13 protein-coding genes are annotated in these 22,545 nt (G+C 70.2%); 5 read left to right on the top strand and 8 right to left on the bottom strand.

Annotated elements, in window-relative coordinates; genetic code table 11:
- The first annotated feature begins 16 nt into the window (after window positions 1-16).
- Both ACZ5IK_RS25120 and ACZ5IK_RS25115 read left to right on the top strand, forming a co-directional pair.
- Entirely contained in the window at window positions 17-811 is a 795-nt protein-coding gene (locus ACZ5IK_RS25120) for a thioesterase II family protein (RefSeq protein WP_410598237.1), read from the top strand.
- Window positions 808-2,106 carry an MFS transporter gene (locus ACZ5IK_RS25115; protein WP_465489894.1) on the top strand — a complete coding sequence of 433 codons (1,299 nt, stop codon included), beginning with the start codon at window positions 808-810 and terminating at the stop codon, window positions 2,104-2,106. Before ACZ5IK_RS25120 ends, ACZ5IK_RS25115 begins: the two co-directional genes overlap by 4 nt.
- A gap of 217 nt (window positions 2,107-2,323) precedes the next feature.
- On the opposite strand, the gene ACZ5IK_RS25110 is transcribed toward ACZ5IK_RS25115, so the two are convergent.
- The 6 genes from ACZ5IK_RS25110 to ACZ5IK_RS25085 all read right to left on the bottom strand — a co-directional run bounded on the left by ACZ5IK_RS25110 (window position 2,324) and on the right by ACZ5IK_RS25085 (window position 10,594).
- Window positions 2,324-2,956: a nucleotidyl cyclase domain-containing protein gene (locus ACZ5IK_RS25110; RefSeq protein ID WP_465489893.1), complete on the bottom strand. Its 633-nt coding sequence runs from the start codon at window positions 2,954-2,956 to the stop codon at window positions 2,324-2,326.
- 151 nt (window positions 2,957-3,107) lie between these two features.
- The gene (sbnB, locus tag ACZ5IK_RS25105; protein ID WP_465489892.1) at window positions 3,108-4,106 is read right to left on the bottom strand and encodes a 2,3-diaminopropionate biosynthesis protein SbnB; all 999 of its coding nucleotides are present in this window, start codon (window positions 4,104-4,106) and stop codon (window positions 3,108-3,110) included.
- 60 nt (window positions 4,107-4,166) lie between these two features.
- Entirely contained in the window at window positions 4,167-6,407 is a 2,241-nt protein-coding gene (locus ACZ5IK_RS25100) for a lantibiotic dehydratase (RefSeq protein WP_465489891.1), read from the bottom strand.
- Between the two features lie 20 nt (window positions 6,408-6,427).
- The gene (locus ACZ5IK_RS25095) at window positions 6,428-7,357 is read right to left on the bottom strand and encodes a threonine ammonia-lyase (protein ID WP_465489890.1); all 930 of its coding nucleotides are present in this window, start codon (window positions 7,355-7,357) and stop codon (window positions 6,428-6,430) included.
- Window positions 7,354-9,651, bottom strand: coding sequence for a lantibiotic dehydratase (locus tag ACZ5IK_RS25090; protein WP_465489889.1), 2,298 nt, complete (start codon window positions 9,649-9,651; stop codon window positions 7,354-7,356). The genes ACZ5IK_RS25095 and ACZ5IK_RS25090 overlap by 4 nt, the downstream gene beginning before the upstream one ends.
- A complete protein-coding gene (locus ACZ5IK_RS25085) occupies window positions 9,644-10,594 on the bottom strand; it encodes an ornithine carbamoyltransferase (RefSeq protein ID WP_465489888.1) in 951 nt (316 codons plus the stop codon). Before ACZ5IK_RS25085 ends, ACZ5IK_RS25090 begins: the two co-directional genes overlap by 8 nt.
- Before the next feature lie 256 nt (window positions 10,595-10,850).
- Between ACZ5IK_RS25085 and ACZ5IK_RS25080 the strand changes: the two genes are divergently transcribed.
- Together ACZ5IK_RS25080 and ACZ5IK_RS25075 are read left to right on the top strand one after the other, a co-directional pair.
- Window positions 10,851-11,471 (top strand): response regulator transcription factor, encoded by a 621-nt coding sequence (locus tag ACZ5IK_RS25080; protein ID WP_168214294.1) that lies wholly within the window; start codon window positions 10,851-10,853, stop codon window positions 11,469-11,471.
- A complete protein-coding gene (locus ACZ5IK_RS25075; RefSeq protein WP_465489887.1) occupies window positions 11,468-12,058 on the top strand; it encodes a response regulator transcription factor in 591 nt (196 codons plus the stop codon). The genes ACZ5IK_RS25080 and ACZ5IK_RS25075 overlap by 4 nt, the downstream gene beginning before the upstream one ends.
- Window positions 12,059-12,074: 16 nt before the next feature.
- Here ACZ5IK_RS25075 and ACZ5IK_RS25070 read toward each other — a convergent pair whose 3' ends face one another.
- Both ACZ5IK_RS25070 and ACZ5IK_RS25065 read right to left on the bottom strand, forming a co-directional pair.
- Window positions 12,075-13,583 carry an amidase gene (locus ACZ5IK_RS25070; RefSeq protein WP_465489886.1) on the bottom strand — a complete coding sequence of 503 codons (1,509 nt, stop codon included), beginning with the start codon at window positions 13,581-13,583 and terminating at the stop codon, window positions 12,075-12,077.
- Window positions 13,580-20,848, bottom strand: coding sequence for an amino acid adenylation domain-containing protein (locus ACZ5IK_RS25065; RefSeq protein ID WP_465489885.1), 7,269 nt, complete (start codon window positions 20,846-20,848; stop codon window positions 13,580-13,582). Before ACZ5IK_RS25065 ends, ACZ5IK_RS25070 begins: the two co-directional genes overlap by 4 nt.
- 178 nt (window positions 20,849-21,026) lie before the next feature.
- On the opposite strand from ACZ5IK_RS25065, the gene ACZ5IK_RS25060 reads away from it, so the two are divergent.
- A complete protein-coding gene (locus ACZ5IK_RS25060) occupies window positions 21,027-22,271 on the top strand; it encodes an MFS transporter (protein WP_465489884.1) in 1,245 nt (414 codons plus the stop codon).
- The last annotated feature ends 274 nt before the right edge of the window (window positions 22,272-22,545 follow it).

Genomic DNA, 22,545 nt, shown 5'->3' with positions numbered 1-22,545 from the left:
TCTTTCCGAGGTGGTCATGTCTTCCCCCAGTCCAGCCAAGCCGCAACGCGTCCTGTTGCGCAAACCCCGAGCCGATTCGGCCGCTCGCCTGTTCTGTTTCCCCTATTCGGGCGTCGGCGCTTCGATGTACAACCGCTGGCCCGCGTTCGCCGGTCCCGCCGAAATCTGTTTCGTACAGCCACCCGGACGGGAGAACCGCATCAAGGAACCGCACTACGGCACCTATGAGGAGCTGGCCGGGCAGCTGGCGGACCAGCTGCTGCCGTATTTCGATCGCCCGTTCGGCTTCTTCGGGCACTGCGGCGGTGCCCTACCCGGTTTCGCGCTGGCCCTGCACCTGTGGGAACGTGGCCTGCCCACGCCGGACCGGTTGTTCCTCTCGTCGCAAGTTTCCCCGCACGACGGCCCGTTCGGCCGGTTCCTCGAATTGACCAACGCCGAACTCGCCACCGAACTCACCGCGTTCGTGGGGCAGCTCGGCGGAAACGCCAGTCCTGACATGATCGCGATGGGGTTGCGAGTGCTGCGCAAGGATGTTGATGCGAACAAGGCCTACCACCTGGACACCCCGGTGAAACTGCCGTCGACGATCCACGCGATCGGCTGGAGCGACGACGTCGAGATCCGGCCGGAGCAGAGCACCGGCTGGGCCGAGTACGCGGAGCCTGGTCGATTCCGGCAGGTGGTGCTGGAAGGCGAGCATCACGCTTTCCTCCACGCGCCACCGGCGCTGGTGGACGAACTGGGCACCGGGATGGCCGAAGCCGTCGCCGGCCGCCGCGTCGTCGCCACGGCGGGAGGGATCGCGTGAGCACTCCCGTCACCACCGCCGTGCCCGCCACGATCCGCCGTCTCCTCGTCGGCCGGTCGCTGTCGTTGCTCGGCACCGCGATGATCCCGACCGCGCTGATCCTGGCGATCATCGAAGCCACCGATTCCGGCACCGCCGTGGGTGTCGTCCTCGCCTGTGAGCTGATCCCCCAGTTGCTCCTGCTGCCGATCGGCGGGGTGATCGCCGACCGCCTGCGCCCGCAGCGGCTCGCGTTCGCCGCCGACGTGGTGCGCGGCCTGGTGCAACTGGCCATCGGTGTCGAACTACTCCTCGGCTCGATGCAGATCCTGCATCTGGCCATCCTCTCGGCCGTCGCGGGCGCCGCCATCGCCATCGGCACGCCGACGATGTCGCCGCTGGTCATCGCGACCGTGCCGGAACGCGACCGCCTGCGCGTCAACGGGCAGCTCGGCATGGCCAGAGGGCTGGCACTCGTGGTGGGCCCCGGTGTGGTGGGCCTCCTGATCGTGACCGTGGGCGCGGGCTGGCTGTTCGTCGTCATCGCGGCCGTGTTCTTCGCGGGCGGCGCGCTGCTCGGCGGACTCCGCACCGCCGCCCGGCCGGCCAGGAGCAAGGAAGCCACGTTCGTCCGCGACCTGGTCGAGGGCTGGACGGAGGTACGCAAGCGCCGGTGGTTCTGGACGAACCTGCTCGGGCACGGCGTTTCGAACCTCACGGCCGGCATCTTCATGACACTCGGGCCGCTGATCGCCATCCGCGTACTGGGCGGCGAGATCTCGTGGGTGATCATCTATCAGTGCGGCATGGTGGGCATGATCATCGGCTCGTTCCTGGCGCCGCGCCTGCCGATAGCCCGGCCACTGATCGCGACCTCACTGGGTGGCGCGGTGTTCGCCCTGCCACTGGCCGCGTTCGCGATTCCCGGCCCGGTGTGGCTGAACGCCGCGGCCTACTTCGTGGCGATGCTCGGCCTGGGCATTCTGAACACGCTGTGGCAGACGGTGATGCAACAGCAGTTCCCGCCGCAAACCCTGGCCAGGGCCGATTCCTACGACGCGCTCCTGTCCTTCGCCGCCCGTCCACTGGGTCTCGCCCTCGCCGCGCCGGTGGCGATGATGACCAGCGAATCGACCGTCTTGATCTTCGCCGCCGTGCTGGTGGGCGGGTTCAACGTCGCGCTGCTCGCCCTGCCGGACGTCCGGCGGATGCCGTTGCGGTCCGCGCCCGAGACGGCGGTTGCGGTGCCGGTCGAAATGCCGACCACCGCGCAGGCCACCGACACGGAGAAGACGTCGCCGCGGAGCTCTGCCTGACCGGTCTCGTGAGTGGTAAGGACGGTTCTAACCGTCTTTACCACTCACGAGTCTTTAGGGCTCGGTGATCCGGGCCGTCGTGAGGCCGCGCCAGCCATTCCGGATGTCGCGAAAGCCACTTTCGGGACGTCTGATGTCCCGAAAGTGGCTTTCGCGACATAGACGCTGGGCATCACGAAGTCCGTAGAGACCCGGCTCTGGTTCAGTCCTCGGTGATCTACTGGTCCCGCGCGGCCTGGTACACCCTGCCGCTGTCCGACGAGGTTGCGGTCATCGTGACCGTCCCTCCGGATTCGCGATCACCGGGATAAGGCTGGTCCGGACGGCTGATCCACGCGATCGTCGTGATCCCCTGCACAGCCACTCGTACCCGGCTGTAGGCCGCCGGATCCGCGACCGGGCTGTTGCGCACGACCTCTTCGAAGAACCACCCCGACGTGACCATCGCCAGCACACCCGGCGACTCCGCCAACGCTTGCTTCAGTACGGGCGCGTCCAGCAGCCGGAACGTCAGATCGACCGCCGCACCGGTGACCCCGCGCGCGTCGAAGACCACCTCCCCGGCATGCAACGCGAGGCGCAACCGAATCTGCTGCTCCACCGGTCGCGTCGCGTTGTGCGCACGCAACTCCGCGGCCACCGCGTGCGGGAACAGCTCCACGAACAGTGACTTGGGCGCCCGTGAAGGAGCCATCACCATGAGGCCGTCACCGCGGTCCTCTCGGTGACACTCGGCCCACGAAATACCCGTGGCGTTGAAGGCGTTCTCCAGCGCGCGGTACATGCCCTTCCGCACCGCGAGCTGATGCGGTGTGGTCCGCCACCGGTCGCCGAATCCCTGTACATCCACCGCCAGCACGGTCCGATGCACAGCTGATCGCGTTCTCATGATTCATGATTAGCAAGAAGTTTCGACGGGGCTTGTGTCAATTGACGCATTGACCGCGTGGAGGTTCTGCTACCGCTTCCGGAAGGTACAGCGTGAAGGATCCCAGCGCCGGTCAGCCGGACACGTTGCCGAGAAAGTCCGGAACACGGACCCCCAGGCCGAGCTCCCGCGCACGCCGGTGGACGAGGTCCGCGACGGCGAGGTCCAGTACGCCGAGCCCGAACGGCGAGAAGACCGTGAGGTCGTCCGCACTTCGCTGGTAGTCGCCGCCCGCGAGGAGCAGTTCGCCGAGCGAGTGGGCGATGAAGTCGCGGTGGCCGACCTGCTGCTCCGCGAGGTGCGGTGACGTCGCGGCCCGGCAGACGTGGTCGGCGTCGTCAACGATGTTGACGCCGGACAGGATCGTCTCCGGCGTGAGGTCGCGCAGGGAAAGGTGCAGGATCAGCGTTCCCGGCCGGCAGTGCGAACCGTCCAGATGCGGGACCGTCGCGTTGGTCGCCAGGGACACCAACGGGTGCGCGGCGAGGGCGTCCTCGACCCTGGTGGCGATGTCGATCTTCACCTCGGGCCACCGGGCGGCGCACTTGACCGCGAAGGCGGCGGCCCGATCCTGGTCGAGGTCGAACAGCGTAACCGAGTCCAGTCCGGCGTCCACGGCCCGCAGGAACGCCAGGACCTCGAAGTTGATCACGCCGCATCCGATGAGGGTGACCCCGGAGCCGCCGGTGCCGAGGGTGGCGGCGGCGACCGCCGCGCTCGCCGCGGTGCGCCGCGCCGAGATGGTCGCGCCCTCGAGGAACACCTCGGGATGGCCGGTCCGCATCGAGTTGAGGATGATGGCCGCCGACGCCCGGTCCAGCGCGGAGTTCACGTTGCCGGGGAACGACGACACCCATTTGACTCCGGCGACCGCGGTCTCGGGCGAGTCCAGGTAGGCGGGCAGCGCGATGATCCGGTTGCGCTCGTCGCCGGGGAATCGCAGGAACACCGAGTGTGGCACGGCCGTCCGGCCTTGGGCGTGCAGGACGTACGCGGAGCGCACCGCGGCCAGCACATCGTGCTCCGCGCCGTCGAGGATCCGCCGAACGTCGCCATGGGACAGGATCAGCATGTCACCAAGCCTTGCGGACGGCGATCGCCTTGCGGAGGGAAGAACACGCAGACAAACCGGCTATCCGTTGTGGACGGCGACGAAACGCAGTTCGGCGGTGTAGCGAGAACCCGCGTCGTCGGTCAGCCAGACCTGTTCGGGTGACGGCAACATCTCCGTGATCGCCAACCGGCCGCCCGGATCCTGGCGCGCCAATCGCCGAACAGCCTTCGCGAAGACATTCACATACACCGGAGCTTCGAAGTCCACATAGAACGGACGCGGCTCCCCCGGTGACACCACGAAGACAAACCGTGGCAACCCCAACGACTCCCGCCACCGACGACCCAGCACGAACCGCCGCGACTCCGACTTCTCCGCCGTGAATCCCAGTTCCTCCACCGGAACCGACCACGACTCCCGCGCCACCACCAGCCGGTCGATCGTCACCCGAGGTGTGTGGTCCGCGTCCGGCATGATCCGGAACAGGTCCATCGCCAGTGTGGTCAGCACGTGCCCGAACACGTCGAGCACGTCGAACTCCGTGCTGTCGGGCAACACCGCCACCAGCCGGTCACCCCGTGCCTCCACCCGGACGTTTGCGCTCAGCACCGTCCGCCCGCGTTTCGGGTCGGCCGTGTGGTCCACGAGGGCGACGTAGTAGTCCTCCGGCCGGTCGAGCGAATAGCGAATCCGGGCGGACAGCCGGGATCTGTGTTCCTTGGGCAGCATCGGAAGCAGGCGCGGGCCGGGGAAGTCGGCCGCGGTCTCGGCGAGCAGTTCGCCGAGTGCCGGATGCTGATTGACGAACAGCGAGGCGCCGAGGGTGTTCGACGCGACGTGCAGCTCGCCGAGCACCAGCCCGCCGTCGTCGCCGGGGACGACGAACACGTCCGGGCTGAGGTAGCGGGCCATGCCCCAGCCGGGGGACGGCTCGCCGAACTCGTCCCGCACCCGGTCCGCGATGTCCACACTGGACACTCGGACTCGGCGGGCACCGTCGGGGACGTCGAGGATTCTCGCCCACCGCGTGGCCAGTTCGAGACGGAGTGCCGTGGCCTCGGCCACCGCCGAACCGTGCAGGATCGGCATGCACGCGAACCAGAACGCGGCGAGGTCGACCGGTCCAGCGGCCGCGAGGCCGGTGTGGACCCGCCGGGCGTGACTCAGCACCGTGTCGGCGAGCCGGGAGGTCAGCCAGGTCGCGCTGGTCATCAGCAGGTCGAGCGGGGCGAGCTCGGCCAGGGTGCCGGTGCCGAGCCGGGACCGCGCCGCACGGACGGTGTCGGAGTAGACCAGGCCACGGCAGGGGGCGGTGTTCGTGCCCTTGGCGCGGGTCGCCGCCGCGCCGGTCAGGGTCGTGAAGACGGTCTCCAGCGCGCCCAACTCGTCCGGCAGCTCGGCGGACGCCGCCGCCCCGACTCGCTCGCGACCGCGCTCCAGCTCGTCCAGCCGGGCGAGCCAGTGCTCCCGGAACTCGGTGTCCCCGACGGACTCCAGCCAGGCTCGCAGATGCCGTTCGGGGTGTGCGCCCGCCGGGATGTCCAGCCGCCAGACGATCCATCGGCGCAGCACCAACTCCTCCAGCGCGGAGGCCACTGCGGGGCCCAGGCTCTCCTGGATCGCCTGTGCGGTCCGGACTCCGTCGCAGTGGTCGAGCACCCGGCCGAGCTCCGGCGGGATCTCCTGCGGTGCCCGGCCGGGGAGGTGCGCCAGGCCGCCGGAAGTCCGTACGAACGGCACCCGGCGCGGCGCCACCCAGTTCCGCGACCGCGGATCGGCGCTGATCGCCTGGGCCACCGCGTCGATCGCCCAGCTGGCGAAGTAGACGTTCGAAGCCGTGATCAGCCCGGAGCCCGGCTCGACGGCGACGCCCTCGACCGACTCGTCCCACCGGCCCCATCCCACCGGGCCGAAGAAGCCGATCGTGTCGTTCTTCACGCAGAACCGTTGCCAGTACTGCGCCACCAGTTCCTCACGCTGCCGCGGTTTGCTGGTCCGGCCAGCCACCGACGGCTCCCAGGCCAGGAAGGATTCGACACCGGTTCGCCAGATCGTCGAATTCTGCCACTCGACCGCGTCCCGGAACCCCGGCGCGGACGCGATCGCCTGGAGTTCGACGGCTGTTTCCACGGCCGAGGCGGCGAACTGCTTGTCGAACACGTCCCACGCCGGGCCGGACAGCCGCGTGCCCTCGTCGAACTGGTCCGCGGCGGCCGCCAGTCCTTCCGGCGCCAGCCGCAGCACACCGGCGGCGGGGAAACCCGCGCCACGGACCGCGAACTGGTCCCAAAGCCGCCACTTTCCGCTCAACCAGACCATGTCGGCAACGCTCCTCGCGGCTATCGGGGATCAACGGCGCGGAAGCGCCTCGGTGTGTTCCCACCGGAGACGATGGCGACGGCCCGGCCGGTGAACCCGGTCCGCAAAGCTCCGGCGAGAGCGACGCTTCCGCTCGGTTCCGCCTCGACGCCGTTGCGGTGCAACAGGTCCATCGCCGCCAGGATCGCCTCGTCCGTGACCTCGATCATCTCGTCGACCCGGCGCCGGATGATCGGGAACGGGATCGCGCCCGGCCGCTGGCCACGCAGCCCGTCGGCCACCGTGTCGGACGGCGGCACCTCGACCGGGCATCCGGCCGCCAGCGAACGGGCGTAACGCCGCGCCGCCACCGGTTCCACCCCGATGATCCGCGGTGTCCCGCGCGTTCCTTCGGCGGCAAGGCACACACCGGCCAGCAGACCGCCGCCGCCGGTCGGCACGAAGATCGCGTCGAGGTCCGGTATCGCGTCGAAGACCTCCAGCCCCACGGTGCCCGCGCCGGCGACCACCAGCCCGTGGTCCGAGGACGGCACGAACACCGCGCCGGTGCGGTCGGCGAGATCTCGCGCGTGCTGGTCCCGTTGGGCCACCCCACCGGGCACTTCGACCACCTGAGCGCCGAGCCTGCCGATGGCGGCGGCCTTGTCGGCCCGCGCTCCCCCCGCGACGACGACCGTCACCCCCACGCCCAGTTCCGCGCCGATCCGCGCGACCGCGATCCCGTGGTTGCCCGACGAGCCGGTCACGACGTGGGTGGCGGCAAGGTCGAGCATCGCGTTCGCCGCGCCGCGGGTCTTGAACGAGCCGCCGAGCTGCAGATGCTCGGCCTTGAGCAGGATGTGCGGCAGGCCGTCCAGCGGCAGCAGTGGCGTGCGGCGGATCCGGCCGTCGGTCCGCCGCGCCGCCGCCAGTACGTCGGCAGCGCCGAGCCAGGACGCGTGGGCGATCATCGGGCGGACTGGTCGACCGCGACGAAGCGTAGTTCGGAGGTGTAGCGGTTCCCCACGTCGTCGGTCAGCCACACCTGCTCGGGCGACGGCAACATCTCCGTGATCACCAGCCTGCCGCCAGGATCCTGCCGCGCCAGCCGCCGGACGGCCTTCGCGAAGATGTTCACGTACACCGGTGCGTCGAAGTCCACATAGAACGGACGAGGCTCGCCCGGCGAGACGACGAACACGAAACGCGGCAACCCCAACGACTCCCGCCACCGACGGCCCAGCACGAACCGCCGGGCCTCGGACTTCTCCGAAACGAAGTCCATGTCCTCCACCGGGATCGACCACGACTCGCGTGCCACCACCAGCCGATCGACCGTCACCCGGGGTGAGTGGCCCGCGTGCGGCCGCAGGGAGAACCGGTCCATGACCCGGTTGGTCATCGCGTTGCTGAACACGTCCAGCAGGTCGAACTCCGCGCTGTCGGGCAGCACGGCCACCAGCCGGTCGCCCCGTTCTTCGACCAGGACGTCGGCACTCAGCACCGTCCTGTCCCGCTCCGGATCGACCGTGTGGTCCACCAGGGCCACGTAGTAGTCCTCGGGCCGGTCCAGGGAGATCCGGCTGCGCGCCGACCACCGCGGCGGCTGTTCCTTGGGCAGCATCGGCAACAGGCGCGGACTCGGGAAGTCGGTGGCGGTCTCGGCGAGCAGCCGTCCGGCGTCCGGATGCTGCATCACCCACAGCGAGGTGCTGGCGGTGTTCATCGCGACGTGCAGCTCGCCGAGGACCAGCTCGAAATTCCCGCGTGCCACCGCGTCGGCGTCGTCGGCGACGACCATCACGTCCGGGCTGACGTACCGGGACTGCGGCCAGCCGGGGCCGGTTTCCCCGAACTCCTCCCGCACCCGGTCCGCGATGTCCACACTGGACAGACGGACCCGCCGGGCGTCCGCGGGGACGTCCAGGATCCGCGCCCAGCGATCTCTCAGCTCGGCCTGGATCCGGTCGATGTCGGCGATCGACCCACCGTGCGGGGCGGGCAGGCACTCCATCCACAACGACGCGAGATCCACGCTCCCGTGCCGGTCACGCAGGCGCTCGTAAACCTCTCGGACGCGGCGCCCGACGGCCTCTCCGAACCGGCCGGTCAGCCAGCGGGCGGCGGTGAGGCACAGGCCCAGCGGGGTCAGCTCGTCGCGGATCGCGGCGCCGATCCGGACCGTGGCGGACCGGCGGCAGTCGGCGTAGATCAGCGCCCGGCACGGTGCGGTCCGCGTGCCCTTGGCGCGTTGCGCCGCGACCTGGGTCAGCTCCTCGAACTCGGTCTCCAGCTCGGTGAACGCCGCCGAGAGGGCGTTGGCGTCGACACCGGCCGCCTGGATCCGATCCCGGCCGCGTTCGAGTACCGCCACCTTGGCCAGCGCGTCCTGCCGCAGGCCGGGATCCGAGACCCGCTCCAGCACGGCCCGCAGGTAGCGTTCGGGATACGCGCAGGTCGGCACCTCCAGCCGCCACACGATCAGCCGTCGCCGCACCAAGTCGTCCAAGAGGGACACGACCGCGTCTTCGGTCACCCCGAGTTCCGCCGCGAGCTCAGCCGGACGGCGGACACCGTCGCAGCGCGAGAGAATCTCCCGCTCGAGCGGCTCGAGCCGTTGCGGAGGCCGCCCGGGCATCCCTGCCAGGTCTCCGGCGATCCGGACGAAGGACACCCGGCGCGGCGCGATCCACGCCCGCAGCCGGGGATCGGTGCCGACCGTGCGGGCGACCGCGTCGACGGCCCAGCTCGAGAAGTAGATGTTCGACTCGGCGACCAGACCGGAGCCCGGCTCGACGACGACGCCGTCCACCGACTCGTCCCACTTGCCCCATCCCACGGGGCCGAAGAAGCCGATCGTGTCGTTCTTCACGCAGAACCGTTGCCAGTAGTGCGCGACCAGTTCCTCGCGTTCACGCCGTTTGCTGGTGCGTCCCTCCGCCGAAGGATCCCAGCCGAGGAACAAGCCGATACCCCGCTGCAGCAGGGCCGGGTTCTGCCAGGCCACCGCGGCCTGGAAGGCCGGTTGCGCGGCGATCTCCTGCAGTTCCTTGACGTTGTTCACCATCGCGTCCGCGAACAGCTCCTCGAACGCGAGCCACTCGGGACCGGTGAGCCCGGCTCCCCCGGCGAACTTGTCCGCCGCCTCGGCGAGCCCGAGCGGCGCCAGCCGCAGCACCCCGGAGGCGGGAAATCCGGGGCCACGCAAGGCGAACTCGTTCCACAACCGCCATTCGCCGCCCGACAGCAGGACTTCGTCAGCCACGGCCCACCGGATCTCCACCGGTTCCGCACCATTCGAGTACGGCGCGGGCACTGTGATACTTGTTCTCCGCCTGCTGAAACGCGAGACTCGCCGGTCCGTCGAGGACCTCCGCGGTGACCTCCTCGCCGCGATGCGCGGGCAGGTCGTGCAGGAAGACCTCCGCGCCGGTCTCGGCCATCACCTTGGCGTCCACCTGGAACGGGGCGAACACCTCGCGCCAGTCCTCGGTGTGTTTGACCGTTCCCGTGGTCTGCCATCGCGTGGTATAGACCACGTCGACCGTCGGCAGGGCGGCCATGTCGTGCCGCTCCTCCACCAGAGCGCCGCTGCGCCGGGCGTGGACCTCGGCCTTGTCCAGGAAACGTTGATCGAGGCCGTAATCCGGCGGCGTCCGCAGATACAGCTTCGTGCCGGCGTACCGGGACAGCGCCAGGGCCAACGCCGACGCGGTGTTGTTGCCCTCTCCGACGTAGAGCACACGCAGGCCCTCGACCCGGCCGAACCGCTGGGTGAGCGTGGTGAGGTCGGCGAGTGCCTGGGTGGGATGTTCCTCCGCGCACATCGCGTTGATCACCGCCATCCGCCGGTTCACGGCGTACGCGCGAAGCTCGGCCTCGCCTCCGGCCGTCCGCACCACGAGCAGATCGAGCATGCCCGACAGCACGGCGGCGGTGTCCTCGATGGTCTCACCGGTGTTCTCCTGAAGGTCGCCGGGACCGTAGGTGATCAGCCGGGCGCCGAGCCGGAGTGCTCCGGCGGAGAACGAAGTCCGTGTCCTGGTCGAGGTTTTGCGGAACAAAATACCCGCGACCAAATCTCGCAACGGGCGCTCGCCTGTTCGGCGGCCGAGCGTGTGCTCGATCCCGCGGCCGACGATCCAGTGCAGGTCGGCGTCGTCGAGGTCCTCGAGTGAGATCAGGTGGCGGCGTGCCGGGTCGGCCATGGCAACCTCCGAAGTGTGCTCGCCACAGCCTGCTGCCGGAGGTGGTGGGACGGCAGGGAAGGAGCGGCAAGATCCGTGCGGGCACCGGCTGCGCGTTTGTCCCTCCGCTACGAACAGCGCCGTGACAACGGTGAAATTCACGCCAAATGCGAAGAACACCACAGCAAAAGTTCTCGATTTTCATACGTAGCGAGGAAGACAACAGCGTCCTTCCCGATGAGACTGGACGACGGTCGAATGGGGAAGGGAAGTTGGCATGGGAGAGCCCGCAAGGGTCAGTGTGGACGCGGCCGATCCGGTACTCGAGGCGGGCATCGGCTGCACACTGAACGGAAGTCCGGAACTCACGGTCGTGACGAACGGCGAGGAAGCGGACGCCACGGTCGTGGTCGTCGATCTCGTGGACGAGAAGGTACTCGACGTCGTGCACACCATCAGGAACCAGGCCCACCGGCCCGAGGTCGTCCTGCTGGCCACCGAACTGTCGCCGGGCGACGCGCTGCAAGCGATCGCGGCCGGTGCGCACGGCCTGCTGCGCCGCAGGGAGGCCAGCGCGAGCCGGCTCTCCCGCGCCGTCCTCGCCGCCGTCGTCGGCGACTGCACCATGCCGCCGGATCTGATCGACCGGGTTCTCGAACAGGGAATGGAAAACCAGACGCCGGTCGCGCCGCAGGCGTGGGCACGCGCGGGGCTCAGCGAACGCGAGCACGCGGTGCTGCGCCTGGTCGCCGAGGGTTACGAGACCGACGAGATCGCCCGGCGGCTGTCGTACTCGGCGCGCACGGTGACGGCGGTCGTGCACGACATCACCCAGCGATTCCGGCTGCGCAACCGCGCGCACGCCGTCGCTTACGCACTCCGGGCCAGGTTGCTGTGATCAGTGTGCAAGTGACCGCGGCGGGCGCCGCGGTCAGGGAAGCCGTGGTCGCCAAATTGAGACAGGCGGGAGTCCTCGTCGCGTCTACCACGGGCACCGTGGTGGTGGCCGCCGGCAGCACGATCGACGAGGCGCTGACCACCTGTCCCCCCACGCTCCGTACGCGGGGCCAGCGGTTGATCGTCGCCGCCGACACCCTCAACCCGGCCGGTGTGCTGCATGCGGTCCGGGCGGGTGCGCGGATCCTGTTGCAGACCCCCGAAACGACGCCGGACCAGTTCGGCGCCGCCGTGCATTCGGCCGTACACGGGGAGAGCCGGGTGCCGTACGGGGTACTGGTCCGTTTGCTCAGCGGTGGCGCCGAACTGTCCATGCCGATCGGCGACCCCCTGGCCGCACCGCTCACGGAGCGACAGCTGACGGTGCTCACCCTGGTGGCGGACGGGCACGGCAACGCCGACATCGCACGCGAGCTGTCCTGTTCCGAGCACACTGTGAAGAACGTCATCTACGAGCTGATGGCGCGGCTTCAGGTGCGCAACCGGGCCCACGCGGTCGCCCACGCGGTCCGTGCCGGGCTGATCTGACGGCCCGGCTGCCGATCTAGCCGGTCGGGAGGAATTCCGGTGGCCGGCGTGCGCGGGCGGCCTGCTCGAACGCGTACGCCAGCGCCAGTACCGTCGGCTCGCTGTACCGGCCGGCCATGATCGACAGGCCGACCGGCAGCGGGCCGACGAATCCCATGGGGACGGTGATGTTCGGGTAGCCGGACACCGCGGCGGGCGCGGACGAACCGAACCGGTAGTCGTCGCCCCGGCCGAGCGTGGTCTTCCAGGCCGGGGCGTTCGTCGGTGCCACGATCGCGTCCAGGCGGTGTGCGCGGAGCGTGTCGTCCAGCCCGCGGCGCGCCGCTCCGGTCGCCTCCGCGCGCATGCTCAGGTACGCCGGTTCGGTCAGGTCACCGCTCGTGGCCTGCGCCTCCTCGAACAGCTCTTGCCCGAAGAACCCCATCTCGACGTCCGCGTTGGCCTTGTTGAACTCGATCAGGCCTGCCAGGTCCGCCGGGTGGTCGCCGGGGGTCGCCGCCAGGTACTCGTTGATGCCGTGCTTGAACTCGTGCAGCATCGACGGCAATTCGGTGCGGCCCACCACGTCCAGTCCGGGGATCGTCACCTCGACCGTCGTCGCTCCCGAGGATTCCAGCCGGTCCACGGCGCGCGCGAACGCCGCCAGGGTTTCCGGGCTGCTACCTCCGGTGGGATCCCAGAGACCGATCCGCTTGCCGTGCAACGCGGCAGGATCCAAGAAGCGCAGATAGTCCGGCCGGGCCGGACTGTCCGCAGTGGACGGATCGCCGCTGTCGGAACCGTTGAGGACGGCCAGCAGGATGGCCGCGTCGGTCACCGTTCGGGCCATGGGGCCCGCGGTGTCCTGCACCGCCGAGATCGGCACCACGCCGCCCCGGCTCACCAGGCCGATACTCGGCTTGACGCCGACGACCCCGTTCGCGCCCGCCGCGGTGACGATCGAGCCGTTCGTCTCCGTGCCGACCGCGACCGTGGCCAGGTTCGCGGCGATCGCCGCGGCGGAGCCGCTCGACGAGCCACAGGTGTTGCGGTCGAGCACGTAGGGATTGCCGGTCTGCCCGCCGATCGCGCTCCAGCCGCTCGACGACCGCCGGTCACGGAAGTTCGCCCACTCCGAAAGGTTCGTCTTCCCGAGGATCACCGCCCCGGCCGCGCGGAGCCGCTTGACCAGATGGGCGTCGGCGGCCGGACGCGACCCGGCCAGCGCGAACGAGCCCGCCGTGGTCCGCTGCCGGTCCGCGGTGTCGATGTTGTCCTTGAGCAGCACCGGGATCCCGTCCAGGAGACCGAGCATCCGGCGGGCTCTGCGCCGGTCGTCGCTCTCCGCCGCGAGCCGCGGCGCGTCCGGGTTGGTCGTGATGACCGCGTGCAACCGGGGGTCGAGCAGGCGGATGCGGTCCAGGTAGAACCCGGTCAGCTCCACCGAGGTGAGCGGACCGGAGTCCATCGCGCGCTGCAGTTCCGGGATCGTCGCCCGTTCGAGGTCGATCCCGGCGACCGTGGGACTGCCCGACACCAGCGTCACGCCTCCTCCGTCGCCTTCATCAGCGTGGTGAGCAACTCGGCCAGGTTCGCCACGTGCGGCGGGCGCAATACGCCCATGTGGTCGCCGCCGACCCGGTGGACCTTGAGCCCGCCGGGGGCCAGCTTGACCCAGCGATCCTGGTACTGCGCGTAGCTCTGCCCGAAGTTGGTCTCGTGCAGGCCGTCGGCCAGTTCGTCGCCCACCAGCAGGTTGGTCCGGCCGGAATACGGGCGCTGGCGGAAACCGAGCATCGCCTGGGTCAGCTCTCGCCACACCCGGATCCGGCGCGGCCAGAACGGGTCCCCGGGGATCGGCGGCTCCTTGGTGCCCTCGTCGATGATGTAGTCGAGCACTTCCGCGAACTGGCGGTGGATCTCGGCGAGCTCGTCGGGATCCGTCGTGTTGTTCAACTGGTCGAGGAGGTCCTCGCCACGGGCGAACATGGCGGTCTCCTCCCACATGTTCTCCCGCTTGTAGAAGTCCTGCGCCGGGTCGAGCAACATCAGCGTGAGCCGGTCGCCGTCGCGGTGCATGATGCGGGCCATCTCGCCGGTGACCAGCCCGCCGCCGCACCAGCCGAGCAGGTGGTACGGCCCCTCCGGATGCACCGCGCGGATCTGGTCCACGAAGAGCGCGGCCATGCTCGCGATACTCTGCGGAGAGGGCGTGTCGCGATGCAGGCCGGGCCACTCGAGCGCGGCCACCGGACGGTCGGCGCTGATGTGCTCGGTCAGCCGGATGTACCAAAGACCGCCACCGGGGTACATGCAGAACAGCGGCGGCTTCGATCCGGTACGGCGCAGCCACACGACGGCGTCACGTGCCCAGGTCGCGGCGGATTCCATCACCGCCGCCTCGGTCGGCCGGAAGCCGCCTTTGCTGGCCGGGTCGACGGCCGCGGCCAGATCGATCACCGTGCGGTGCTCGTAGAAGTCGCGCAACTCCACCGGCAGGCCGTGTTCTTCGCGGAGTTCGACCAACACGCGGATGATCAGCAACGAGTGCAGGCCCAGGTCGCTGAACGGGACGTCCACGCCCACCTCGTCGATGGCGAGGCCCTTGGCCAGCGCGGTGGCGATGATCTTCTCCACCGCCGTGCGCGGGGCCATCGCGGTCCGGGCGGTGGCCGTCGGTTCGGGCAGGGCCTTGGTGTCGAGTTTGCCGCTGGGGGTGGTGGGCAGTTCGGGCAGCACCACCCACGCGGACGGGATCAGGTATTCGGGCACGGCGCCTGACAGCCGGCCGGGCAGCTCGGACGGATCCAGTCCCTCGTGTGCCGGGACCAGGTAGGCGACCAGTTCTTGGTCTCCGCGAGCGGTCCGGCGGGCGCGTACGGCCACGTCGCGCAGCTCGGCGTGCGCTCGCAGGACCGCCTCCACCTCGCCCAGTTCGACCCGGTAGCCGCGGATCTTGACCTGGTCGTCCACCCGGCCCGCGAACTCCAGCACGCCGTCGTCCCGGTAGCGGGCGAGGTCGCCGGTGCGGTACAGGCGTCGGCCGGTGGCGTAGGGATCGGGCACGAACCGGTCCGCGGTGAGGTCGGGACGGCCACGGTAACCACGGGCCAGCTGCGCGCCGCCGATGTACAGCTCGCCGAGCACGCCGATCGGGACCGGCTCGAGGTCGGCGTCCAGCACGCGCAGCACGGTGTTGGCGCCCGGGCGGCCGATCGGGACCGGCCCCGCCTCGAGGTCACCGGCCGCGCTCACGTGGGAAGCGCAGCCCACGGTGGCCTCGGTCGGCCCGTATTCGTTGTCCACCACCGTGTCCGGGGCGTGCCGGGTCCACGCGGCGAGCATGTCCCTGGTCAGCTCCTCGCCGCCCACGACGAGCCGGGCGGCCGCGCCGGGGAGCGCTTCGGCGGTCAGCATCTGGCTGAGTGCCGCCAGATGCGACGGGGTGAGCTTGACGAGACCGAACCCGCCCTCCCCGAGCGCCGCGACCAGCGCCTCGATGGCCGGGGTGCCGTCGTCGGGCGTGAGGGTGACCGGCCTGCCGGACAGCAGCGCGGAGAACAGGGACGTGACCGGCAGGTCGAAGGCCATCGACGAGTACAGCGGGGAACCCCCGGCGACAGCGGATTCGGCTCGCCAGCACAGGTAGTTGACCAGGTTGCGGTGCTCGACCATGACGCCCTTCGGCGTGCCCGTCGAGCCGGACGTGTAGATGACGTACGCGAGCATCTCCGGCGTCGCGGTCCGGCCGAGGTCTCCGTCCGGACGAGCGGCGATGGCCGGATCCCCGACGAGGACCGTCGTGGCGCCGGGCACCCGGTCGGCGAGGGCGGACTCGGTGACCACCGTGGTCGCGCCGGCCTCGGTGAGCACCGTGGCCAGCCGTTGCGCCGGGTGGCTCGGGTCGAGCGGCAGGTAGGCCGCGCCGGATTTGAGGACCGCGAGCAGCGCGGTCACCAGCTCGGGACCGCGGCGCAGGAGCACGCCGAGCACCGTCTCCGGACCGGCGCCTTGCTCGCGCAGATGATGCGCCAGCCTGTTCGCGCGGGCGTTGAGGTCCGCGTAGGTGACCGTGGTCCCGTCCGCACACCGCAGCGCGGTCTCGTCCGGGGTGCGGGCGGCCTGGCGTTCGAACAGTTCGTGCGCACACGCGTCCGGGTACTCGGCGACCGGACCGTCCGCGAACGACAGCAGCCGTTCGGTCTCGGCCGGGGCGAGCGCGGCACCGCGGACGTCACCTTCCGGGTCGGCGGCCATGGCTTCGAGCACCCGCCGGTACATCGCGGCGAGCGCGGGCCCGTGGACCGGGGCGATCCGGTCGGCCTGTGCCCTGAAGTGCAGGACGCCGGGGAAGCTCCACACGTCCACGCCGAACCCGTTGTAGCTCTCGTCCACGATCTTCGCCGTCTCCACCCGGTCGGTGTCGAAGACGTGGAAGTCCAGGTAGGCGAACGAGATGTCGACCAGCGGCCGTCCCCCGCCCCAGCGTCGCTGCAACTCCCCGATCGGGAAGCGCCGGTGCGGCCAGACGGCCACCTCTTCGGCGAACACCTGCCGGACCAGTCCGGTCCAGTTCGTCGCGGTCAGGTCGACGCAGACCGGCAGCGGGTTGAGGTGCATGCCCCTCGCCAGTTCACCGCCCGGTTCCTCGAGCCTGCCGTTGTGCACCAGTCCGGTGTGGAACCGGCTCGACCCGCTGATCGTGCTCAGCACCTTGAGGTGCGCGGCGAACAGCACGGTCTTCAGCGAGGCGCCCGCCAACGCGGCCAAGGCGCGCAACCTGGGTTCCAGATCGGCGTACCGCACGCTGATCTGGTGGGGAAGGCCGTCCGGGCTCGGTGCCGACGCCCAGCCGGGCGGCAGGCTGACCGGGTCGTGGCGATCAAGCCGGTCGCGCCAGAACTCCTGGTCCACAGTGGACTCAAGGGAGCGCTTCTCGTGGGCGATGAAGTCGGCGAAGCGCACCGGCGCCTGCTCGGGGAACGTCGGCGTGCGCCCGTCCCGAAGGCTCCGGTACGTGTCCAGCAGCTCTTCGAGCAGCGAGTGGTGACTCCAGCCGTCGAGGACCGCGTGACACTCGATGAACGACAGCGTCCACCGGCGTTCCGCCGTCTGGTGCACGTGGAAGCGCACCAACGGCGCCTTCGTGACGTCGAGGGGCTTGCGGCGAGTGTCGGCGACGAACTCCCCCAGCACCTCGTCGGCGCGCGGCCCGGGAGTCCCGCGCAGGTCGTCGTAACCGACCTCCATCGGCGCATTGCGGTGCACCAGCTGCATGGGCTCCCGGTAGGTGGTCAGGTCGAAGGCGGTGCGCAGGATCTCGTGCCGCCGCACCAGAAGCACCGCCGCTTCCCGCAGTGCGGGCAGCGAGAACGGGGCGTCGTCGACGATCGGGAACAGCGTGATGTTGTGGTAGAGGCTGACGTCCTTGTCGGCCACCATCTCGTAGACCATCGCGGTCTGGCCCATGGACATCGGGTAGGCGTCGGCGAGGTCGTCCGGCAACGCCTTCCGGTCGGCCTCGCCGACCAGCTCGAACGGGGCGACCCGGCGGTCCTCGACCGGCCCGTCCGCCGTCCCGGCGAACCGGGTCAGGCTCTCGACCGTCTGATGCAGCAACAGATCCTGCACGGTCACCGGGAGCCCTCGTTTGCGCAGCACCCCCACCACCTGGATGGCCCGGATGGAGTCACCGCCCAGCGCGAAGAAGTTGTCGTGCACACCGACCGATCCGACACCGAGCGCCGTGCCCCACACTTCGGCCATGGCCCGCTCCCCCGGGTCGCGGGGAGCGACCGAACCGGCGGGCGTCGCGTGGCCAGCGACCGGCTCGGGCAAGGCGGTCCGATCGATCTTCCCGTTGGCCGTCACCGGGAACCGGTCCAGCGGCACGAACGCCGCGGGCACCATGTACGCGGGCAGGAGCCGGCTGAGGTGGTCACGCAGGTCCGCCGCGTCCAGCCGGTGGCCCGCGACCGGCACGGCGTAGGCGACGAGGCGGTGTTCCCACTCCCCCGGCCGCCGGTGCGCGAGCACCACGGCACGGGCGACCGCGGCGTGGGCGGCGAGGGCGGCCTCGATCTCGCCCGGCTCGATCCGGTGGCCGCGGATCTTGACCTGCTCGTCGGCCCGGCCCGCGAACTCCAGATCGCCGTCGAGGGTGCGGCGGGCGAGGTCTCCGGTGCGGTACATGCGGGCGCCGGGACGTGGCGAGTACGGATCGGGGCCGAACCGGTCCGCGGTCAGTTCCGGGCGGCCGAGGTACCCGAGGGCGAGCCCCGGCCCGGACACGTAGAGCTCGCCGGGCACGCCGACCGGGACCGGGTCGAGGTTGCCGTCGAGCAGGTAGACGCGCAGGTCGGGCAGCGGCCTGCCGAGGGGGCTGCGCAGGCCCTCGGTGGTGTCCTCGGCACGCAGCCTGCGGTAGGTCACGTGCACGGTCGTCTCGGTGATCCCGTACATGTTGACCACGGCGGGCCGCTCGTCGCCGAAGCGGGCGAACCACGGCGCGACGTCGGCGACGTCGACGGCCTCACCGCCCAGCACCACGAAACGCAGCGCGAGCGACTCGGGCGGGGTCTCCGCCTCGGCGACCGCGTCGATCAGCCGCCGGAACGCCGACGGGGTCTGGTTGAGCACGGTGACGCCCTCGGCGATCAGCAGGTCGAGGAAGTCCCACGGGGAACGGGAAACCGTGAACGGCACGACGACGACGCGCCCGCCGTGCAGCAGCGCGCCCCACAGCTCCCAGACCGAGAAGTCGAAGGCGTAGGAGTGGAACAGGGTCCAGACGTCGTCCGGGCCGAACGCGAAGTCGGCCGCGCTGGATCGCAGCAGCCGCAGCACGTTCGCGTGTGTGACCGGGACGCCCTTCGGCCTCCCGGTGGACCCGGAGGTGTAGATCACGTACGCCACGTCGCCCGGTCCCGCCAGGTGTGCCGGGTCGGTCTCCGGCCACTCGGAGCCGGGCTGGTCGAGCAGGACCGCGGTGACCGGCTCGCCCGCCAGCCACCCGGCGAGCTCACCGGTGCTGACCACCGTGCCGACCTCGGCGTCGGCCCGCATCATGGTCAGCCGCTCGGCGGGCTGGGCGGGATCGAGCGGCACGTAGCCCGCGCCGGACTTGAGCACGCCCAGCAGGGCCACCACGAGATCGAGTCCCCGGTCGAGGCATACGCCGACCAGCTGTCCCGGTGCCGCGCCGTGCAAGCGGAGCCGGTGGGCGAGCCGGTTGGCCCGCGCGTCGAGCTCGGCATAGGTCAGGTGCTCGCCGTCGAAGGAGACGGCCAGGGCGTCCGGCGTGCGGGCGAGCTGTGCCGCGAAGACCTCGGGCAGGCTCTCCTCGGCGGGGAAGGTCAGGTCCGGGCAGTTCCCGGCCGCCAGCAGGCGTTCGCGTTCCTCGTCCGCCAGCATGGCGAGCCCGCCGAGTCTGCCGTTCGGTTCGGCGGCGATGCTTTCCAGCAGCTGGACGAAATGGCCGGACATCCGGTGCGCGGTCGCGGCATCGAACAGGGCCGTGGCGTAGCCCAGCTGCCCGGTGATGGAACCGTCCGGGCGGGTGGCGAGGGTGAGGTCCAGATCGTATTTCGCCACGTCCCAGCCCGGGGATTCCACCTCGGCGCCGAGGCCGGACAGGCGCCGCGGTCCGTCGTCGTCACCGAGCTGGAACACCACCTGGAACAGCGGGGTCCGGGACGGATCCCGCTGTCCCGCGAGTTCGTCGACCACCAGATCGAAGGGGGTGTCCTGGTGGGTGTAGGCGTCCAACGCGGTCGCCCGCACCCGGGTCAGCAGGTCCACAAAGGACTGTTCGGCGGACAGTCCGGCGCGCTGCGCGATCATGTTGACGAACATGCCGAGCAGGCCCTCTGTCCGGTCCTCTTCGCGCCCGGCGACCGGGCTGCCCACCACCACGTCGGACTGTCCGGAGTAGCGGCCGAGCAACACCTGGAAGGCCGCCAGGAGCACCATGTACGGTGTCGCGCCGTGCTCCCGGCCGAGCCGGGTCAGGCTCTCGGCCAGCGGCCCGGGCACGATGACCGACACGGTCGCGCCCGCACTGTCGCGGACCGGTCCGCGGGGCCGATCCGTCGGAAGCTCGAGCGGGGTGATCCCGTCGAGTTGCTTGCGCCAGTACTCGACCTTCTCGGTGAGACGACCGCCGGTGAGCCGCTCCCGCTGCCATACGGCGAAGTCCCCGTACTGCACCGGGAGCGGTCCGAGCGGAGACGGACGACCCGCGGCGAACGCGGCGTACACAGTGTCCAATTCGGACAGAAGAATGTTCTCGGACCACCCGTCCGAGGCGATGTGATGCACGGAAAGGAGGAGCGCATGGTCCACATCGGACAGCCGGACCAGCAGGGCTCGCAGCGGCCACTTTTCGGCCAGGTCGATCGGACGAGCGCCCGCGGCGGCCAGCACCTCGGCGAGCGACTCCGGACGGCCGGCGAGGTCGAGCCGCTCGAAGGGCACCGGCCCCGGCTCGTCGATCACCTGCACGGGCTCGCCGCCGGAACCACCTTCCGGGTACCGGGTGCGCAGCACCTCGTGCCTGGCCACGATCTCGTCCAGGGCCCGGCGCAGCGCGGGTACGTCCACCTCGCCGCGCAGCCGCAACCGCACCGGCATCAGGTAGTCGGCGCCACCGGGCCGGGTCTGGTCGAGCAACCACAACCCGCGCTGCGCGAACGAAAGCGGCAGCGGCCGGTCCCGGGGCACCGAGGTGATCCCGCCGGAAGCCTCGACGTTGCCGATACCTCGCAGCCGTCGCCGCAGCAGTTCGGCACGGGAGTTGCCTCGGGTGTCCATGGTCCGCCTTCCTGTCCTGCCACCAAAGACCGGGAGCCAGGGATGATCGGTCGAGGATGCCCGGCGGCCGTGAACGGGCGTCAGGGTGAAGGTGGTGCCCGTTCACGCAGCGCGCCGGGTGCCGGAGTGCCGATCCTTCTCTGTGCGCGAGTGCCCGTGCCCACGAGCATCGGGGACCATGAGTCCCCCCGTGCCCCCGCTGTATCGAAACCGTGACTTCGTTCTGCTGTGGGCCGGATCGGCGGTGTCGATCCTGGGCTCGAACGTGTCCAATGTGGCGTACCCGCTGCTGGTGCTCGCCCTGACCGGCTCGGCCACCGACGCTGGTCTCACCGGCTTCGTCTCGCTACTGCCGCAACTGCTGTTCCAGCTGCCCGCTGGCGCGCTCGTCGACCGGTTCGACCGCAAGCGCATGATGATCTACTGCGATATCCTGTGCGCACTGGTGCTGAGCACCCTGGTGGCGGCTCTGCTGTTCGGGCGGCTGACCCTGCCGCACATCCTCGTGGTCGGCTTCCTCGAAGGCACCTTCGCGGTGTGCTACCGGTTGGCCGCAGCGGCCGCCGTGCCCAACGTGGTCGACGCGTCGCAACTCCCCCTGGCACTGGCGCGCAACGAGGCACGCCGCCGGGGCGCCGCCATGCTGGGCAAACCTCTCGGCGGGATCTTGTTCGGCTTCGGCCGCGCGGTACCGTTCGTGTTCGACATCGTCAGCTACGCGGTCTCGGTGCTGACACTCGGCCTGATCCGCAAGGACTTCCAGGTTCAGCGGGACACCGCGAGCCGCCGCCCGCGCGCCGCGGAGTTCACCGAAGGCGCCGTCTGGCTGTGGCGGCAACCGTTCCTCCGGGCGACCACGCTCCTGATCGCCGGCAGCAACCTGTTGTTCCAGGGACTTTTCCTGACCGTGATCGTGATCGCGAACAACCGCGGCGCCTCACCGGCGACCGTCGGTTTCATGCTCGGCATCATCGCGGTCGGTGGGGTGCTCGGCTCACTGGTCGCTCCCATGGTGGCGAAACGGCTGTCGCTGAAGACCGTCGTGATCGGGGCGAACTGGGTCTGGCTCCCGCTGGTCCCGCTGCTGGCCGTGGTGGACGAGCCGCTCCTGCTCGGCGTGGTGTTCGGGGCAATGGCCTTCGTCGGTCCACTGTGGAACGTGGGGATCTCGGCCTACCAGCTCGCGGTCACCCCGGACCACCTCCAGGGCCGGGTGCTCGCCGCCGCGGGCATGATCGCCTTCGGGGCCGTCCCGCTCGGGTCGCTGATCGGCGGTTTCCTGCTGGGCGGGGTCGGCGCCACCACGACGGTGTGGCTGTTCACGCTGTGGATGGCCGTACTGGCCCTGGCGACCGTGATCAGTCCGTCCGTCCGGTCGGCACCGGACCTGGCGGAACTCGAAGCACCCGCTCCTGCGAAGTGACAGGGGTCGGGTGCCTGCACAAAAGCGAGGGGATCCTTCGTGGCATCGCCTGGAACCCCCGCCTGTCCTAAAGGGACACTTTTAGCGATGCAAGCGTCCAGTTTAGGGCGCTTTGCGTATTTTAATCAGGCATCCTGCCACCCGGAAGTGTCCCGTGTGGACATTCAGCGCGCGACCGGCTCCCTTTGGCCAGTTCAGGTGTCGGGGAAAAAAACTTCTCTACAGCTGGTGTCCCCAAAAAGGGTTTTTCGAACAAAAAGGCACACACCCCCGA

The organism is Amycolatopsis sp. NPDC031561 (assembly GCF_055580625.1).
Note: the sequence above shows the minus strand (reverse complement) of the source record. Positions and strands in the feature narration are given on the sequence as shown.

Excerpts from the sequence above, each read along its gene's own strand:
- ACZ5IK_RS25120 (WP_410598237.1), top strand. The coding sequence starts at position 17 with ATGTCTTCCCCCAGTCCAGCCAAGCCGCAACGCGTCCTGTTGCGCAAA.
- sbnB (WP_465489892.1), bottom strand. The coding sequence starts at position 4,106 with ATGCTGATCCTGTCCCATGGCGACGTTCGGCGGATCCTCGACGGCGCG.
- ACZ5IK_RS25100 (WP_465489891.1), bottom strand. The coding sequence starts at position 6,407 with ATGGTCTGGTTGAGCGGAAAGTGGCGGCTTTGGGACCAGTTCGCGGTC.
- ACZ5IK_RS25095 (WP_465489890.1), bottom strand. The coding sequence starts at position 7,357 with ATGATCGCCCACGCGTCCTGGCTCGGCGCTGCCGACGTACTGGCGGCG.
- ACZ5IK_RS25085 (WP_465489888.1), bottom strand. The coding sequence starts at position 10,594 with ATGGCCGACCCGGCACGCCGCCACCTGATCTCACTCGAGGACCTCGAC.
- ACZ5IK_RS25080 (WP_168214294.1), top strand. The coding sequence starts at position 10,851 with ATGGGAGAGCCCGCAAGGGTCAGTGTGGACGCGGCCGATCCGGTACTC.
- ACZ5IK_RS25065 (WP_465489885.1), bottom strand. The coding sequence starts at position 20,848 with ATGGACACCCGAGGCAACTCCCGTGCCGAACTGCTGCGGCGACGGCTG.
- ACZ5IK_RS25060 (WP_465489884.1), top strand. The coding sequence starts at position 21,027 with ATGAGTCCCCCCGTGCCCCCGCTGTATCGAAACCGTGACTTCGTTCTG.